Below are 15,987 nucleotides of genomic sequence, written 5' to 3' on the forward strand. Positions count from 1 at the left end.
ACTCAACATCTCGAAGCGTGAGGGGCGGTCGTTCGTGTTGTCCACGCAGAGTCACCCGTTCACCGAGTGGAATCCACAGCGAGGTTAAACAACAAGCTTAGAGATGGTTCACTTATCCGGTTTTGTACTGGATTGATAATAACTCGGACGGGGGAGGTGTGCAGGCGGGGTGCGCCTGCCGGGCGCTGGGCCCGAAGCATGGGGCCTCAGAAAACGGCCGCTCGGCGGCTGCATCGGATCAGGCGGTAGCGGAGATCGGGGGCCAAGCTCGTCGCCCAGGCTGCGGCGGCCAGTACCGGGGGCTTCGTCGCGGAGTCGACGTTCACCTTCGATTTGGACGGCTGGATCCAGGTCGTCCAGCGGACCAACAGCATCCCCCTCCGCAACGTCAAAGTGAACTTACCCCGTGAAATCACTGATGTTGTCCAGGCCCACCGTCAACCATGACCTGGCGGTGCGCCCAGCGCGCGGACCGAGAAGGGACAGAGTAGATATGGGGGTGTGGTGCTGATCCCACCGATCGAGCCGAAAATCGCGACGGGAACTGGCCCCGGATCGAGTGCCTCTCAAGGCCGCGTCCCACATGGCTGCTGGTCGTTCAGACGCTGGCATGGGGAGTGCCGGGGAGGGCTTCACGTGAGAGAGCACGCGAACCGGGAACCAGCGGGGTGTACACATGACGTCCGCTTCCCCTCGTCAGGAGCCGATTCGCGTCGGTGTTGTGGGTCTGAGCGCGAGCGGCGGGTGGGCGGCCACCGCCCATGTGCCGGCCTTGGCCGGCTCGACGGATACGAGTTGCGGGCTCTCAGCGCCAGCAGCAGCGAGTCTGCGCGGGCGGCCGGTGAGAAGTACGCGGTGCCGCTGACCTTCAGCAGTGCAGAGGAGCTGGCCCGCTGTGAGGAAGTCGATCTCGTGGTCGTGACGGTGAGGGTTCCGCAGCATCTGGAACTCATCCGACCTGCGATCGAGGCGGGGAAGATGGTGTTCAGCGAGTGGCCACTCGGTGCCGATCTCGCACAGGCCGAGGAACTGGCCGCCCGTGCGCACCGCAGGGGGTTGCTGACGGCCGTCGGTCTGCAGGCCCGATCGGCTCCGCCGCTTCGGTATCTGCGGGACCTGGTCGCCGAGGGCTACGCGGGGCGGGTGCTGTCGACCAGCATGCTCGGGTCAGGCGGGGGCTGGGGCGCCACGTACGACGACAGTCATGCGTACCTGCTGGACGTCAGGAGCGGTGCCACTTTGCTGTCGATCCCCTTCGGGCACTCGGTCGACGCGCTGACCATGGTGCTCGGGGAGTTCCGCGAGGTGTCGGCTCGCATCGAGAACCTGCGTCCCGAGGTCACCCATGTGACGAGCGGGGCGGTCGCGGCCAAGAGTGCCGAGGACCAAATCGCCGTTCAAGTCGGGGGCCATGGCCGCGATGCACTTCCGCGGCGGAACGTCCCGTGCTACCGGGTTTCACTGGGAGATCAACGGCACGGAGGGCGATCTCGTCGTCAAGGCCGATCAGGCTCAGTGGTGGTCGGGGCGTCTGCGGCTGTACGGCGCCCGGGGAAGCGACGGCACGTTGACTGAACTTTCGGTTCCCCTCCACTACGAGCGGTCGCTGACGCAGTGGACCGAGCGAACCGCCGAGCCCTCCTACAACGTCGTCCACCAGTACGCGCTTCTGCGCGAGCAGATCACCGGGCGCCTCGCGCCGGACACGGACGGCGTTCCCGACTTCCTGCACGCCGTCCGACGGCACCGCATGTTGGAACAGGTCCGGGACGCGGCACGGATCGGCCGCCGGGCCGCGCCGGGTGAGTGCTGGTGATCGGCGGGGGCTTCACCGGCTCGGAGATCGCCTCGGCCTGCCGGGAGCGGAACATCGAGGTCACGGTCGTTCCGCACCGGTCTCCGCCCTTCAGCGCTTACCGGCCTCAGTCCATTGGCCTCCCGGCTGCGTCAAATGGCCATCGAGGCCGGCCAGGCGGCGGCAGCCGAGTGTCAACGGCCAATTGCCCGCATCGGGACGCCAAGGGCCTACTCAATGGCCTCCAGGCCCACCGCGTGCGCCTTGGGAACGGGCTGCCGTTTTTGGCTTCGGGCGGGGCGCATGGCAGGCGCACCCCTGCCGGTTGCGTTACCCCAGTCCGAGTTATTTACTAGTAGGTACAAAATCGAATGAGTGTAGCAATCCTCGGGGTGGAAATGCCGAAGACTCCCGTCGGCGAGGGTATCGGCAGGTGGCTGTGGGTCACTTGAGGAGCGGAGGCGCGCAGATTTCTTTGCAGCTCTCGGCAGGCTGAACACACCGCCGTCGCTGCACGAGCCGGTGCCGGGCAGCCCGCATGCTCGTCCCTGCTCGGCAACGCCTCCATGGTGGCAGACCTGACTCTGCTCCAGCACTCGTGATACGTGGCGCTCGGCTTCGCCACGGCTGCCGTACTTGCTTCCTTCGCTTTGACCCCGAGCACTAGGCGGTCACTTCAGACGCCTGAGGCAGACCGCGCCCCGGGACCCTCCAACGGCAAGGGCCTGTGGCGCGGAGGCCGAGGAAGCGGCTCGCCCCGTTCTTCGTCCGCACTCGCTGCAAGGAGACGAGTTCCATGCTCGCAATTCAGCTCACCCAGTTCGGGGAGCCGGAGCAGAGCCTGAAGGTCGTGGACGTTCCCGAGCCTCCGGCTCCTGCTGCCGGGCAGGTGCTGATCCAGGTCGAGTACGCCCCGCTCGACCACCACGACCTGCTCTTGGCGCAGGGCATCTATCCAGTTCGCCCCGAACTGCCCAGCGTCATCGGCAATGAGGGAGCCGGCACGGTCCTGGCCGTCGGACCGGGCGTCACTCACATCCGCCCCGGCGACACGGTCCTGCTTCCCTTCGGTACCTTCGCCTGGTCCGAACTGGTCCTGGCGGAGGCCGCGAAGCTGACCGCCGTGGACAAGTCCATCAGCCTTGACCAGGCGGCGATGCTCACCATAAACCCCACCACCGCAGGTCTGCTGGTGGAGTCGCGTGACCTTCCGGCCGGCTCCTGGGTGGTGCAGAACGCGGCGAACAGCGGGGTCGGCCGGTCCGTCATCGCCTTCGCCAAGGAGCGCGGGCTTCGCACGATCAACATCGTCCGCCGCGAGGAACTCGTCACCGAACTCCAGGAACTCGGCGCCGACATCGTGCTGATCGACTCCCCCGACGTGGCCACGCGCGTGCGTGTGACCATGGGCAACGATCCCGTGCTGCTCGGGCTGGACGGCGTCAGCGGACAGGCCACCTCGCTCCTGCTGGACGTGCTGACCGAAGGCGCCCTGCTGGTGATCTACGGCTACATGAGCGGCGAGCCCTTCACGCCCGACCAGAACGTGCTGAAGGCGAAGAACATAACCACAGCGGAGTTCTGGATGTACCAGGACGAGTACCTGCCCCGTCATCCGGACCTCAGCGCGGAGTCCGCGCGGCTGGTCGCCGAGGGAAAGCTCACGTTGCCCTGCGCCCCCATTTACAAGGCCAAGGACTTCGCCGAAGCCCTCGCCTACCTGCAGAAGAACGGAAAGGTCCTCCTGGACTTCAACCCCCACCGCGTGTAGCCGTCGTCACGGCACAGCACCGAGGCGGCAGGCGGGTGGCCACAGCCCGGACGTCGAGCTCGCCCCCCGATCTCCCCAACCTCTTCCAGTGCACCCGCCGAGCTGCCGTTACCCGGGGCACCGGGCTTCGGACAGGACAGGTGCCCGCCCCGCCCGTGGATACCTTTGGTTCGAGTTATTCACCATCCAGTACAAAATCGGCTGACGATTCACCCCAGGGAACGGAAACGCCGAAGACTCCGTTCCCGAGAACCTACAGGTCACAGGCCATGGATGGGGTTTTCGGCACCCGGGGGACTCTGTCGCCCGATTCAGGTGACCAGCGGAAGGCGTCGACCGGCACCAGCGGCGATGCGCAAAGGTGCAGGTCGCGGTGATCGACTTCGCGCCCTTCCCGAATCGGGCGACAGAGTCCCGGGGGTCAGCCTTCCGCGATCGGGGGCAGGCGGGGGCCGGAGCCGGGACCGTCCGGAGCCGCGAGCGCGTGGCGCAGCAGCGGCGGCGCGAGCAGCCCGCACGGCTCGGGCTCGGCGCGGAGCCCGGTCCCGGCGTAGTAGCGGTTGGCCGCCGACGGCGCGATCCGGATGCGGAGCTGGTTCCGCCCGGGCCGCAGGGCGTCGGCCGGGATCCTGATCCGGTACGGCGACCAGGCGCGCTCCCCCACGCGCACGCCGTTCACGGACACGAGCACAGCTCCGGCGACGGCTGGGAGCATCAGCTCCAGAGGGACCGGCGCGTCGAGCTGGATCTGCCGCACATAGTCAGCGGTGCCCGCGAACGTCGAAAGGTCCTGCCGCTCCCAGCCGCAGGTCACCGCGATGTCGCGGCGGGTACCGGCCTCCTCGTACGCGTCCTCGGGGATCTCGAGCAGCCAGCCGGACTCGAGGACCTCCGGCGCCGACCATTCCGACATGCCGTGACCGGCCGCGACCTCAGAACCCTCGACGGCGTCCACCCACCCGGAAGCAGGCTCTGCGCCCCTGCTCACCCGCAGCAGGCGCAGCGCGTTCCGTTCCAGCCGCAGGACGACCTCACCCTCGGCCGCGTCGAGGGTGCGCACGGTGCCGTCGGCGGCCACCCAGTCCTCAAGCTGCCAGGGCCCGTCGGGCAGCAGGAGCTCCGCAGTCCCCTCGGCCTCGGCGAAGCAAGCGAAGCGGAAGCCGTCGGTCCCGTCCGGGCCGCCGCGCCAGCGCACCGCCGAGCCCGCAGGCACGCGTAGCGTCGGCACAGTCCGCTCGCACGGCGCGACGAGCCCGCGCAGGACCGCCTCCTCGGGGACCGAGCCGAAGACCTCCACGGCCGGGGCGAGCCCTGTCCAGTCCTCAGCGGCGGTCTGCGGGCCCTCCTGGTAGACAACGGGCGTCGCGCCGCTGGCGAGCACCCGTACCCCCGCCTCGGCCAGGCGGCGAAGCCGGCGCAGCGATGCGGCCGAGCGCAGCGTCGTCACGGCGGGAAGTACGAGCGCCCGGTACCGGCGGTCCCCGAAGCGCACCGCGCCGTCCTCCACGACGGCGGCCTCGAGATCGCGTTCGTCCACAAGGTGGAAGCCCACCCGGGACTCGGTGAGCGCGCGCGCCCACTCGCCCATCGCCGACGCCTGCTCGCCGAGCTGCCCCGCCGTCCAGACTGTGCGCAACGGGTAAAGGACCGCCACATCGCTCTGCGGTGACACCGGCTCGAGGAACTCGCTCAGCCGCGCGCTCTCGAGCGCGAACCGCAGATGGTGATCGGCGAACCACGGCTCGAAATTGATGCCCGGGGGGAAGTCGAAGCGCGGGTTCCGCAGCGACTCGTGATCGTCGCCGTGGCCGTGCGTCTGATAGAAGCCGTGGAAGATCATCTGCCGCATGCCCTGCAGATGGTGGTTGATCGCCGTTGTGCGCAGCTCCTGCAGGCTGAGCCCCCAGTGGCCGGACCACGGGGTCCCGCCCTCGGGCGGGGTGAGGAAGTACTGCTCGACCATCGTCCCGCTGCGACCGTGGTGGCGGGCGACCGAGTCGCCGAACACGGGGCTGAGCTGCACCAGGGCGTCCTGCGCATCTACCGCGGTGAGGTCGCGGTAGCCGTCTACGCCGAAGTGGTCGAGCCCGAAGTTCACCCGCAGATCCCAGTTCGCGAACGCGGTGTCGAGCGCCCAGCCGCCGACGTGCCCGAGGACTTCATGGCCGGACTGACGCAGGCCGTGGGCGTGGCTCCAGGTGCGCAGCCGACCGAGGAAGGTCTCCATCGCGTAGCCGCTGAAGTGCTCGTAGAACTGGGCGCGAAGGCTCAGCCTCTCCGGGTCGTCCCCGTCGAGCACAGCGGCGAGCACCTGGGGAGTCCGGTCGCCCCAGCGTTCCCGGATCGAGACGGCCAGGCTTTCGTGGAAGGGCATCGCGGAACGCAGGTCTCCTGTGCGCTCCGCCCAGTCGTAGTACACGGCGTGGGGCTGGTCGAAGAACATGTAGGCGACGGTGCCGCCGAAGAAGTCGCCGAGCGCTTCGGCGAAGGGCTGGTAGCCGGCCTCGACGAAGCGATCGACCGCGACCGGATCGACGGGGTTCACCAGCCGGGAGGTCGCGCAACGGGCGGAGACGAACACGATAGCCGCCGCGTCGTCGGGTACGGGCTCGACAAGGCGGACACGGCACCCGTCGGCCACGCCGTCCACTCGGTCGACGAACTCGGGCCGCTCAGCGGCCGTGCCCTGCTCCCCTTCCGTGACAAGCGCGTACTCGACCCGCCAGTCGGCCCAGGCAACGACGCCGCCCTCGTAGTGCCAGTCCATCGCGGCCGGGCCGAGGTTCTCCGTCGCCGACCGGATCCCGCTGAGGGCGCCGTCGCTCGCGCCCGCGGGGATGCGCACCCAGAAGAGGTGCCGTTCGCGCAGCTCGTCGTACCCGGTCACGGCGCGGCCTGCGGCGTGACCGGTCTGCCAGTTGTAGTCGTCGTAGATGCCGACGATCATTCCGAGCCCGGCGGCCGTCTCGACGGCGACGCGGCACGCGGCGAGGTAGTCGTCGTCCAGGTAACCCTCGATCGGGTAGGACAGCCGCGCCTGCACCTGGAAGCTCCGGATCCCGGCGTCGTGCATCTGCCGCACCTGGGCGCGGATGGTGTCCATGTCGGGCAGCCGATGCCAGAACCAGTAGGCGGCAGGCGCATGCCACGGGTCCGGGTTCCGGAATCGCTGGAGCGCGGTCTCACGTGCGGACAAGGGTGTCAGCTCCTCGAATGGCGGCGAGGCCTACGCGGGCCCCGCCGCCACCAGTACGGTCAGCGATCAGCGTTCGGTGGAGTCGACCGCAGGCCTGCCCTCCCTGCGAGCGGCGTCTCCTGCGGTCACGAGCGAGTAGTCGGGCTCCGGGTCCAGCCGGAGTCCGAACGTGAGGATCGCGTAGAGCGCGGCGCCGAGCACCATGGCGATGACGATGCCGAGCCCGCTCGACCCGAACACACCGGTTCGGCCGCTCTCGGTGAGGAGGAATCCGGTGATCTTCCCAAAGTTCGGGTCGGCGCTCGTCACGAGGCCGAGGCCGACGACGGTTCCGATGATCAGGCTCAGAATCGCTGTCCAGCGCCCGTCGCGGCCACCGTGGCCGCGCGGATTCGCCATGTCGGTGTTCCAGCCCGCGCGGCGCTGCCGGATGAAGTCGACGAGCTGGATGCCGCCCATCGTGCCCATCATCACGGCGATGAGCGACAGGAACGACTGGAACGTCGCCAGGAACGAGGTGGAGATGAACAGCAGGTAGAAGGCGCCCGCCGCGATGATGATCGCGTTGATCATGGTCGTCACGGAGCGGCGCAGCGGCACGCCGACCGCCATGAGCGCCAGGCCGGAGCTGTACATGCCGGTGACTGCGGCCGAGACGAGCGAGATGACGATCACGATGGAGAACGGGACGAAGAACCACATTGGCAGGAGCGCGGTGAGCGCGCCGATCGGGTCGGACGCGGTGGCGCCGCCGAGCTTCGGGTCTCCGCCGACGAGGAGCGCGCCGACGATGAGGAGGATGACGACGGGCAGGCTGAGCCCGGCGACCGTCCATCTGATCACGCCGCGCGCCGGGGTGTCGCGCGGGAGGTAGCGGGCGAAGTCGCCGCCGTAGTTGAGGAAGCCGAGGCCGACGAGGGTCATCGCCATCACGATGCCGCCGACGAACACGAGCGGTCCGCCCGCAGGGGTGTCACCGAGGTGAGCCCACTGGATCTGAGGCACCACGAATCCGAGGAACGCGACCGTCATGATGCCGGTCACCCACGAGATCCAGACCTCGAGTTTCATGATGAACTCGTGGCCGAGGACGGACACCGTCATTGTCACGGCGAGCACGAGCACGAACCACAGCACGATGGTGAACGTCGCGCTCGACCCGTCCGTGTTGGCGAACGCCGACGGCCACAGCTTGGCGAACAGCTTCGCGCCGGTGGTCGAGGCCAGGGTGATGATTGTCACCTTCCAGCCCATGTTGGACAGGTACGCGAAGAACGCGGGGATCCTGTTGCCCTTCGTGCCGAACGCGAAACGCGTCTGGGTGAGGGTCGGCAGTCCCGTGCGGGGCCCGCCGACGGCGAGGATGCCGACGAGTGCGGACGAGGCCAGGTAGCCGATGGTCCCAGCGATGATCGTCTGCCAGACGTTCAGGCCGAGGCCGAAGACGAAGATGCCGTAGCTGATGCCGAGGATCGAGATGTTCCAGGCGAACCAGACGGCGAACAGGCCGCCCGGCTTCCCGCGCCGTTCGGCATCGGGAACGGGGTTGACGCCGTTCGATTCGACGGTGGTGCCTCTGCGCCCTTGCTGAGCCGCACTGCTCATGGACGTGTGCCTTTCGATGTGTGGCGGTGCCGGGGGTGGATGAGTTCGGGGAAGTCGTTGGGTCAGCCGGCCGGTTCGCGTTGGAGGATCGCGTCGACTGCGTCCGGGGTCAGTTCGGCCCCACGTGCGCCGTGCGCGGTTACCGCGATCGCGGCCGCGGCGGACGCGCGTGTGGCTGCGGGGCGGAGCGGTACCCCGTCGGCGAGGGAGGCGGCGAGCGCGCCGAGGAACGCGTCGCCGGCGCCGACCGTGTCGATCGCATCGACACGGAATGCGGGCACATGCGTCGTGGTGCCCTGCTCGAGGACGACAACGCCGCCGGCGCCGAGCGTGACGAGACTGTCGCCCAGGCCGGAGCGCTTGAGGACAGCGGCGACAGCGTCGGGGGTGGCCGGGGGCGGGTCGAGGGCAAGCAGATCGGCGAGTTCACCTTCGTTGAGGACGAGCACGTCGACGAGCGCGAGCAGTTCGGGGCTGAGCGCGCGGGCAGGTGACGGGTTGAGGAGCACGCGTGCCCGGCCCGCGTAGGCGCGCAGCGTTGCCTCCACGACGGGGGCGGGCACCTCGTGGTTGGTGACGACGACGGCAGGCGGCGGGGTGTCCGCGGCGAGCGCGCGGACATGCTCGGGCTGCAGCAGGTCGTTGGCTCCCGCGTCGACAACGATGCAGTTGTCGTCGGGGCCGATGAGCAGCACGGCGGTTCCGGTCGCGGCGTCGTCGTGACGGATCACCGCGCCGAGGTCGACGCCCGCGGCGGCGAGGTCGGCGAGGGCATGCTCGGCGTCGCGGCCGACGGAGGCGAGCAGGGTGACGTCGGCGCCGAGGTGACGGGCGGCGAGCGCCTGGTTCGCGCCCTTGCCTCCGCCCGCCTGGAATCGCCCGGTCGTGTGGATCGTCTCGCCATCGCGAGGCAGGCGCGGCAGCGTGTAGCCGAGGTCGAGGTTCACGGATCCGATGACGAGCACACCCCCGCCGCCCGCCGGGTCCTGCTGCGGGCGGTCATGCGGTACCGTGGCTGGGAAATGCATTTCCGAACCTAAGCACGTCAGCCCCTGCCGCGTCAACAAGTCGTTGCGATCACCCTGCTAGCATCGAGAAGCATGAGCTGGAGGGGATCAGGATGGGCGCACGCATCGGCTTGAAGGACGTGGCGTTGCGCGCGGGGGTGTCGGTGCCGACGGCGAGCCGTGTGCTGTCCGGTGTTCAGCGCAATGTCGATCCGGAGCTGGCGCTGCGGGTGCGAAACGCGTGCGACGAGCTGGGCTACAAGGTGAACGCGGCGGCGCGGGCGCTGCGGCTTCAGTCGACGGATTCCTTGGCGGTTGTCGTTCCGGCGATCGCAAACGCGTACTTCGCGGAACTGGTGTCGGCGTACTCGCGTCGCCTCGATCTTCAGGGCAAGCGGCTGGTGACGATCGACACGGACGAGAGTCCGGAGATCGAGCAGCGTCAGCTCGGCGCCATGGATCGCGCGCTGGTGGATGCGGTGCTGGTGGTGCCTGCGGCGTTCGAGCGGAGCGGCGCGGCGATCGCGGAGCTCGCGCGGTCCCATCGTGTCGTGCAGGTGGACCGTCGCGCGCGGGGCGTCGAGGCGCCGTCGGTGCGGCTCGACAATGCGGCGGGGGTGCGCCTGCTCGTGGATCATCTGCGGGCGCGGGGCCGCCGCAGCATCCTGATGGTCGACGCCCAAGAGGACTCGTCGTCGAGCATCGAGCGCACAGCGGCGTTCCGCGCGCTCGCCGGGCCGGGCGACCGGGTTCTGGACATGCCGAGCTTCACGGTCGCGAGCGGCATCGATGCGGCGAAGCTCCTGCTCGCGGACCCCGGCGACACGGACGCGATCATCTGCACCGCCGACATCGTCGCGCTCGGACTGCTGACGGCGCTTCAGCACGCCGGCAAAAGCGTGCCCACGGACTACGCGATCACGAGCTTCGACGGCACATACATCTCCGACACGGCCGCGCCGGGGCTCACGACCCTTGGCTCGACCGCCGAGCGCATGGTCGAGGCCTCCCTCGCCCTCCTCTGCGGCGGCAGCGGTGATGTCGTTCTGGAACCCGAGCTCGTGATACGCGGTTCGAGCGGCTGAGCGCGAACCCGGCCGCTCGGGCGGCAGCGGTGCAACACCGTCCGAGGCCCGCCGCCGGCTGTCTCACTGCGACCCGGCTGTCCCGCCCGCACGCCGCTTGCCGAGGGCCTTGCTCCGTCTCAGCCCGCCGGGCCGCAGCGACAACCAGCACCTGCGCCGCGCTCCGCATGAGTCGCCAACACTCGACCCGCGCTACGCGCTGCAGGTCTTCGACGCCAACATCAAGCTCACCGAGTCGACCTACGACGCGCTGGGCCGGGTGACGGCGGTCTGGCTGCCGAACCGCTCCAAAGGCGGCGGCCAGAGCGCGAACTACACCTACGCCTACTCCGTCACCAGCGGCGCCCGGTCCTGGACCTCCACCTCCAGCATCCGGGGTAACGGTGTCTACAACACCACCTACACCATCTACGACTCGCTGCTGCGGCGTTGCAGACGCAGTCCCCGGACCCCAACGGCGGCCGGGTCCTGACCGACACCTGCTACGACAGCCGCGGTCTGGCCTACGAGACGTACGCGGAGGCCTCGGACTCCTCCGCTCCGTCCAGCACCTATGCGGGGGTGGACGGAGCGGGGCACCGCAGCAGACCGACATCGTCTTCGACGGTGCGGAGCGGCCTATCGCCAGCACCCTGTATGTGTATGGCGTCAAGAAGGGGTCGACGACCACCACCAGCTATACCGGTGACTCCACGGCCACCACCGTGCAGGCGGGCGGCTCGGCCACTCGGACCATCACCGACGCCCTGGGCCGCACCACCGAACGCCGTGACTACTCCGGCACCTCCCCGGCCGACACCGGCTACGGCGCGGGCGTCGGGACCGCCTACACCTCGACGAAGTTCAGCTACACCCGCGACGGCCTGTCAGATACCGTCACCGGCCCGGACGGCGCCCGGTGGTCGTACTCCTATGACCTGTTCGGCCGCCAGACCTCGGCGACCGACCCGGACAAGGGCACCACCGCCACCCACTACACCGACCTGGACCAGGTCGACTACACCACCGACTCACGCGGCAGCACGCTGCTGTACGGGTACGACACGCTCGGCCGCAAGACCGACCAGTGGCAGACGTCTAGGTCCGATGCCAACGAGGTCGCCCACTTCGACTACGACACCCTGGCCAAGGGCCATCTGGACGACTCCATCAGCTACGTCGGCGGCACGACGGGCACGGCCTACACCCACAAGGTCACCGCCTACGACGACCTCTACCGGGCCACCACCACCCAGCTTCTCCTGCCGGCCACCCACCCCTGGTCACCTCCGGCGCCGTCGCCTCCACGCTGAGTGTCTCAGCGGCCTACAACCTCGACGGCACCCAGCAGAACACCTCCGAACCTGCCGCCGCGGGCCTCAGCGCCGAGATCATCAGCACCAGCCACGACGCGGTCGGTCTGCCCACCACCGTCCAGGGCAGCAGCAGTTATCTGCTCGGCGCCAGCTACACCGACCTCGGCCAGACCTCCCAGCTGACCCTGGGCACCTCCGCCGCCGGCACCCTGAAGGCTTACATCAGCAACGACTACGAGGCCGGCACCGACCGCCTCAAGCAGTCGGCCGTCACCGACCAGACCCACGCCTACGAACTGCAGGAGCTCAACTACTCCTACGACGACGCCGGCAACGTCACCGCCATCGGGGATGGTTGGTAGCGCGACAGGGCTGTGACGCAGCTCACCAGGAAACGGTGACAGGACGTTGTCGCGAACAGGTGCGACTGTCGACAGCATGACGATCACCGATGAGGACTGCCTCGCCGAGACCCTGGCATTCAACGAGCAATTCGAGGCCACTGCCGCGAGCCGCCCAACTCGCGGGGAAACGCCGGACGCAACCGTGCTGGCAACCCTGCGGCGTAACCGGCTCGGTGGCAACACGCCACCGGTGAGACTGCCGCAGGGCCAAGACCGCGTCGTTGCGGCCGGGGTGAAAGTCCGGGCCTTCGTGCCAGACCACGTCGACGGCGTATACCTGCACATACACGGAGGTGGCTGGGCGTTCGGCTCTGCGGGCGGCCAGGATGAAAGGCTGTGGCACCTTGCCGAGCAGGCACGGCTGGCCGTGGTGAGCATCGAGTACCGCCTCGCGCCGGAACACCCGTTCCCCGCCGGACCCGACGACTGCGAAGCCGCCGCCCGGTGGCTCGTGGACCACGCCGCAGCCGAGTTCGGTACCCAACGGCTGCTGATCGGTGGCGAATCGGCCGGCGCCCACCTGAGCGTCATGACGCTGCTGCGCCTTCGCGACCGGCACGGCATCACCGGCGCGTTCCGGGCGGCCCACCTGCTCTTTGGCCCGTACGACCTGTCGATGACACCAAGCCAGCGATCGTTTGGATCCAAGCGGCTGCTGAGCAATACCGACACGGTGCGGAGCAGCTATGAGCTGTTCACACCAGAGATGGGGGCGGAGCAGCGCCGCGCCCCTGAGGTCTCGCCCCTGTTCGCCGACCTGGCCGGCTTGCCACCCGCCCGGATTGTCGTCGGCACCGAGGATCCGCTGCTGGACGACTCACTGTTTCTGGCCCAACGGTGGCAGACGGCAGGTGCGCCCGCGCAGCTCGGCGTCGTCGCCGGCGCGATGCACGGCTTCACCCTGTTCCCCCTGACCATCACTGAGCGGGAACTGCGGCGTGAGCGGGACTTCCTGGCCACAGCGTGACGGTAGCGTCGGCAGCATGAACCGCACTGCTCGGCTCTATGCACTGGTCGAAGAGTTGCGCGCGGCGGCGCCGCGGCCGCTGACGGTCGCGGCGCTCGCCGCACGATTCGAGGTCAGCACGCGCACGGTGCAGCGCGACCTCCAGGCGCTGATGGAGGCCGGTGTCCCGGTGCGCACCACACCCGGGCGAGGCGGGGGCTGGTCGATCGACCCGGAGATGACCATGCCCCCGATCCGGTTCACCGTCGATGAGGCCTCGGCGTTGGCCACCGCGCTCGCCGCGGCCAACGCCTCCGCCCCGTTTGCCGGTGCGGCCCGCACGGCAGCCCAGAAGATCGCCGTCTCGATGACCGGTCCCGCCTCGGCAGCGGCCCAGGAACTCGCCGCACGAATCGTTGCGCTGCCGTCACGGACCGACTCCGCGGTCCGCACCGCAGTGGAACAGGCCCTCACCACAAACACGGTGCTGCGGCTGTCCTACGTCGATGCGGCCGGACGCGAAAGCGACCGCGTAGTGGAACCGGCCGGACTGCTCACCGCCGACGGCCGGTGGTACCTCATCGCCTGGTGCCGCACACGGCGGGCCGGCCGGGGCTTCCGGCTGGACCGGATCGCAGCAGCGGCTCCAACCGGTGAGCAGGCGCAGCCCCATGACCTGACCGAACTGCTGCTCGGCTCGGCCGCCGCCGGTGCAGTGCAGCCCATGGCGCTGGCTTCACTCACACCCCCACCATGAGGATCCGACGGCACCGCCAACCCGGCGAACCTTACCGGTCACAGCACTAGTAGTGCTTGGTCAGGTCGGTACCGGGGTGGGTATGTCGCGGTGGCAGGTGGGGCAGGCGCCGGTCCGGATCGCGAGGAGGGTCTGTAGCTCGCGGATGACCTGGTAGAGGCTCAGGCCGGCGCCGCGTCTTTTGGGGCACGGGCCAGTCTTTGCAGGGGGCAAAAGGCGTGTGCGACGGAGACGAGGGTGACGTGGTGGTGCCAGCCGCCCCAGGTGCGTCCTTCGAAGTGGGCCAGGCCCAGGGCCTGTTTCATCTCGCGGCAGTCGTGCTCGATGCGCCGGCGAAGCTTGGCGAGCCGGACCAGGGTGGTCAACGGTGTGTCGGCAGGCAGGTCGGACAGCCAGAACTGGACCGGCTCGGGCTCGCCGGCGGGCCACTCGGCCAGCAGCCGGCACGCGGGCAGCTCCGGACCGTCGGTGGCCTGCCGGATCTCGCGTCCGGCGGGCCGGATCCGCAAGGCCACGAACCGCGAGTACATGCGCTTGCGGCCGGAGCGGCCTGTGCCGGGCGGGAGCCCTCCCGCCACTGGACCGGCCGCGCGGCCTTCCGGCCCGCCGCGATGACCAGCTGTTTCACCGACCGGGGTGGGTCGGAGTACTTCGGCACCGGCGGACGTCCGGGCCCGGAGTATGGCTCGGCCACCGGCACCGCCTCCCCGGGCTGGGCCGACAGCGTGGTGGAGATCCCCACCACGTAGTGCATCCCGCGCTGCTGCAGTCCGAGCCGGAAGGCCGCGGCGTCGCCGTATCCGGCGTCCGCGATGGCCAGCGGCACCTCGATCCCCCACGAGCGGGTCTCATCGGCCATGTCCAGGGCGAGCTGCCACTTCTCCACATGCCCGACGTCGTCGGGGATGCCGCAGGCGGTGCGGCGGGCGACCTTGTCCGGGTCCGCTTTCGGCGAGGTGGGGTCCCAGGTTCCCGGCAGGAACAGCCCCCAGTCCACCGCCGCTGATGCGTAGTCCGAGGCCAGGTGCAGCGAGACGCCTACCTGGCAGTTGGTGACCTTGCCCGCGGTGCCGGTGTACTGCCGTGACACGCACGCCGAGGCGTTGCCGTCCTTGAGGAACCCGGTGTCGTCGAAGATCAGCGCGGTCGGCCGGACCGCCGCCTCCATCTTCCAGGCCAGCCGGGCCCGGATATGGGACGGATCCCACGGGCTGGTGGTGATGAAGTGTGCCAGGGCCTGGCGGTTGCCGTCCTCCCCGAGCCGGGCGGCCATCGGCTCGACCGACTTGCGCTTGCCGTCGGTCAGCAACCCGCGCAGCTAGACCTGCCCCCACCGGCGCTGGTCGGTCCGCGCGAACGGCTCGAACACCTCCGCCGCGAAATCCTCCAACTCACCACGCACCGCAACGATCTCGTCTGGAGTCACACCCCCTCAACGCCACTCCGAACCCGAAGGACACGCTTCACCCCAGCCAACCTGACCAAGCACTACTAGGCGAGCACGCGTTGTTACCGATGCGAGAGAAGGGCGGCGGCCACGCGCCGGCCCCGGGCGGGGAGCGGCTGCCCAACCTCAGCCGCCGCAGCGTGTACGCGCTGCGCAGCCTGGAGTTGGCCAAGGTCCGCAACGGCGTCTACCGGATCAACTCCATGCTGGCCGGCTACAACCCGCGGGCGCGGGGACGACGCGCAAGACTCCACCGATGAGTCATCGTCGGCTTCAACGGCCTGCGGCTGCTGCGGGCGTCCGGCGTCAGCCGGCTGAACGCAGAGGCCACCGTGGACGCCTTCACGACCGCCAAACGCATCTCGATCCAGCACGCCCGCAGACGCCCCGTCCTGACGGAGATGTGTGACACCGGCCCTCACCCGGTAAGACGGGTGGGGGCCTGTGCCATTGTCCGGGTTTTGTCACGAGGGAATCCCGGAATTGCAACTAACGAAAGGTTATGTCGTTCAGTGGGGCATGAGATGGCTCTTGACCTGCGATTTTGCCCCCTAAGGATGCCTCATATTCAATTCATCAATATCTAAGGAGAATCGACTTCCGGGGCTGGATTTCTCGCGTAATGTTTTCCATGTCGAAGCCGGAAGGCAACGGCAGGAAAGATTACCGCAGCCCAATC

Annotated in this window: 14 protein-coding genes and 1 pseudogene; 10 read left to right on the top strand and 5 right to left on the bottom strand. The window is 69.0% G+C overall.

The window, feature by feature from the left end; genetic code table 11:
- The first annotated feature begins 795 nt into the window (after positions 1-795).
- From EFK10_RS04410 to EFK10_RS04420, 4 genes are all read left to right on the top strand, one after another.
- The gene (locus EFK10_RS04410) at positions 796-1,575 is read left to right on the top strand and encodes a Gfo/Idh/MocA family protein (protein ID WP_322973277.1); all 780 of its coding nucleotides are present in this window, start codon (positions 796-798) and stop codon (positions 1,573-1,575) included.
- Positions 1,568-1,816, top strand: a complete 249-nt coding sequence (locus EFK10_RS52540) for a hypothetical protein (protein WP_322973278.1) — start codon at positions 1,568-1,570, stop codon at positions 1,814-1,816. The genes EFK10_RS04410 and EFK10_RS52540 overlap by 8 nt, the downstream gene beginning before the upstream one ends.
- On the top strand, positions 1,813-2,151 hold the full coding sequence (locus tag EFK10_RS53065) for a hypothetical protein (RefSeq protein ID WP_407647000.1): 339 nt from the start codon (positions 1,813-1,815) through the stop codon (positions 2,149-2,151). The genes EFK10_RS52540 and EFK10_RS53065 overlap by 4 nt, the downstream gene beginning before the upstream one ends.
- 440 nt (positions 2,152-2,591) lie before the next feature.
- Positions 2,592-3,566 (top strand): zinc-dependent alcohol dehydrogenase family protein, encoded by a 975-nt coding sequence (locus tag EFK10_RS04420; protein ID WP_127354462.1) that lies wholly within the window; start codon positions 2,592-2,594, stop codon positions 3,564-3,566.
- Positions 3,567-3,987: 421 nt separating this feature from the next.
- Here the strand turns inward: EFK10_RS04420 and EFK10_RS04425 are convergent, their stop codons facing one another.
- The 3 genes from EFK10_RS04425 to EFK10_RS04435 all read right to left on the bottom strand — a co-directional run bounded on the left by EFK10_RS04425 (position 3,988) and on the right by EFK10_RS04435 (position 9,395).
- A complete protein-coding gene (locus tag EFK10_RS04425) occupies positions 3,988-6,762 on the bottom strand; it encodes a hypothetical protein (RefSeq protein ID WP_127354463.1) in 2,775 nt (924 codons plus the stop codon).
- Between the two features lie 66 nt (positions 6,763-6,828).
- On the bottom strand, positions 6,829-8,367 hold the full coding sequence (locus EFK10_RS04430) for a purine-cytosine permease family protein (RefSeq protein WP_127354464.1): 1,539 nt from the start codon (positions 8,365-8,367) through the stop codon (positions 6,829-6,831).
- Between the two features lie 62 nt (positions 8,368-8,429).
- On the bottom strand, positions 8,430-9,395 hold the full coding sequence (locus EFK10_RS04435; RefSeq protein WP_127354465.1) for a ribokinase: 966 nt from the start codon (positions 9,393-9,395) through the stop codon (positions 8,430-8,432).
- Positions 9,396-9,487: 92 nt separating this feature from the next.
- Here EFK10_RS04435 and EFK10_RS04440 point away from each other — a divergent pair, with 92 nt between their 5' ends.
- From EFK10_RS04440 to EFK10_RS49495, 3 genes are all read left to right on the top strand, one after another.
- Positions 9,488-10,459 (top strand): LacI family DNA-binding transcriptional regulator, encoded by a 972-nt coding sequence (locus EFK10_RS04440; protein WP_127354466.1) that lies wholly within the window; start codon positions 9,488-9,490, stop codon positions 10,457-10,459.
- Positions 10,460-10,568: 109 nt separating this feature from the next.
- Entirely contained in the window at positions 10,569-10,931 is a 363-nt protein-coding gene (locus EFK10_RS49490; protein ID WP_240676977.1) for a hypothetical protein, read from the top strand.
- Positions 10,932-11,097: 166 nt separating this feature from the next.
- Complete coding sequence (locus tag EFK10_RS49495; protein WP_240676978.1) at positions 11,098-11,751, top strand: hypothetical protein; 654 nt, start codon at positions 11,098-11,100, stop codon at positions 11,749-11,751.
- Between the two features lie 5 nt (positions 11,752-11,756).
- Here EFK10_RS49495 and EFK10_RS49500 read toward each other — a convergent pair whose 3' ends face one another.
- Positions 11,757-12,203: a hypothetical protein gene (locus EFK10_RS49500; RefSeq protein WP_240676979.1), complete on the bottom strand. Its 447-nt coding sequence runs from the start codon at positions 12,201-12,203 to the stop codon at positions 11,757-11,759.
- Between EFK10_RS49500 and EFK10_RS04450 the strand changes: the two genes are divergently transcribed.
- Together EFK10_RS04450 and EFK10_RS04455 are read left to right on the top strand one after the other, a co-directional pair.
- Entirely contained in the window at positions 12,193-13,125 is a 933-nt protein-coding gene (locus EFK10_RS04450; protein ID WP_127354467.1) for an alpha/beta hydrolase, read from the top strand. The two genes, EFK10_RS49500 and EFK10_RS04450, sit on opposite strands and share 11 nt — an antisense overlap.
- 16 nt (positions 13,126-13,141) lie before the next feature.
- Positions 13,142-13,861 (top strand): helix-turn-helix transcriptional regulator, encoded by a 720-nt coding sequence (locus EFK10_RS04455; RefSeq protein WP_127354468.1) that lies wholly within the window; start codon positions 13,142-13,144, stop codon positions 13,859-13,861.
- 161 nt (positions 13,862-14,022) lie between these two features.
- Here the strand turns inward: EFK10_RS04455 and EFK10_RS04460 are convergent.
- Positions 14,023-15,287: pseudogene (locus EFK10_RS04460) on the bottom strand (IS701 family transposase).
- A gap of 89 nt (positions 15,288-15,376) precedes the next feature.
- Here EFK10_RS04460 and EFK10_RS49510 point away from each other — a divergent pair.
- Entirely contained in the window at positions 15,377-15,568 is a 192-nt protein-coding gene (locus EFK10_RS49510) for a hypothetical protein (protein WP_240676982.1), read from the top strand.
- Positions 15,569-15,987: the final 419 nt, after the last annotated feature.

This window comes from Streptomyces soli (assembly GCF_003999195.1).
In the GTDB taxonomy this organism is placed as follows: Bacteria; Actinomycetota; Actinomycetes; order Streptomycetales; family Streptomycetaceae; genus Actinacidiphila; species Actinacidiphila soli.

Bases quoted from the DNA above. Each gene is read 5' to 3' on its own strand.
- EFK10_RS04440 (WP_127354466.1), top strand. From the start codon at position 9,488: ATGGGCGCACGCATCGGCTTGAAGGACGTGGCGTTGCGCGCGGGGGTG.
- EFK10_RS49510 (WP_240676982.1), top strand. From the start codon at position 15,377: ATGCGAGAGAAGGGCGGCGGCCACGCGCCGGCCCCGGGCGGGGAGCGG.
- EFK10_RS04435 (WP_127354465.1), bottom strand. From the start codon at position 9,395: ATGCATTTCCCAGCCACGGTACCGCATGACCGCCCGCAGCAGGACCCG.
- EFK10_RS04450 (WP_127354467.1), top strand. From the start codon at position 12,193: ATGACGATCACCGATGAGGACTGCCTCGCCGAGACCCTGGCATTCAAC.
- EFK10_RS04420 (WP_127354462.1), top strand. From the start codon at position 2,592: ATGCTCGCAATTCAGCTCACCCAGTTCGGGGAGCCGGAGCAGAGCCTG.
- EFK10_RS04455 (WP_127354468.1), top strand. From the start codon at position 13,142: ATGAACCGCACTGCTCGGCTCTATGCACTGGTCGAAGAGTTGCGCGCG.
- EFK10_RS04430 (WP_127354464.1), bottom strand. From the start codon at position 8,367: ATGAGCAGTGCGGCTCAGCAAGGGCGCAGAGGCACCACCGTCGAATCG.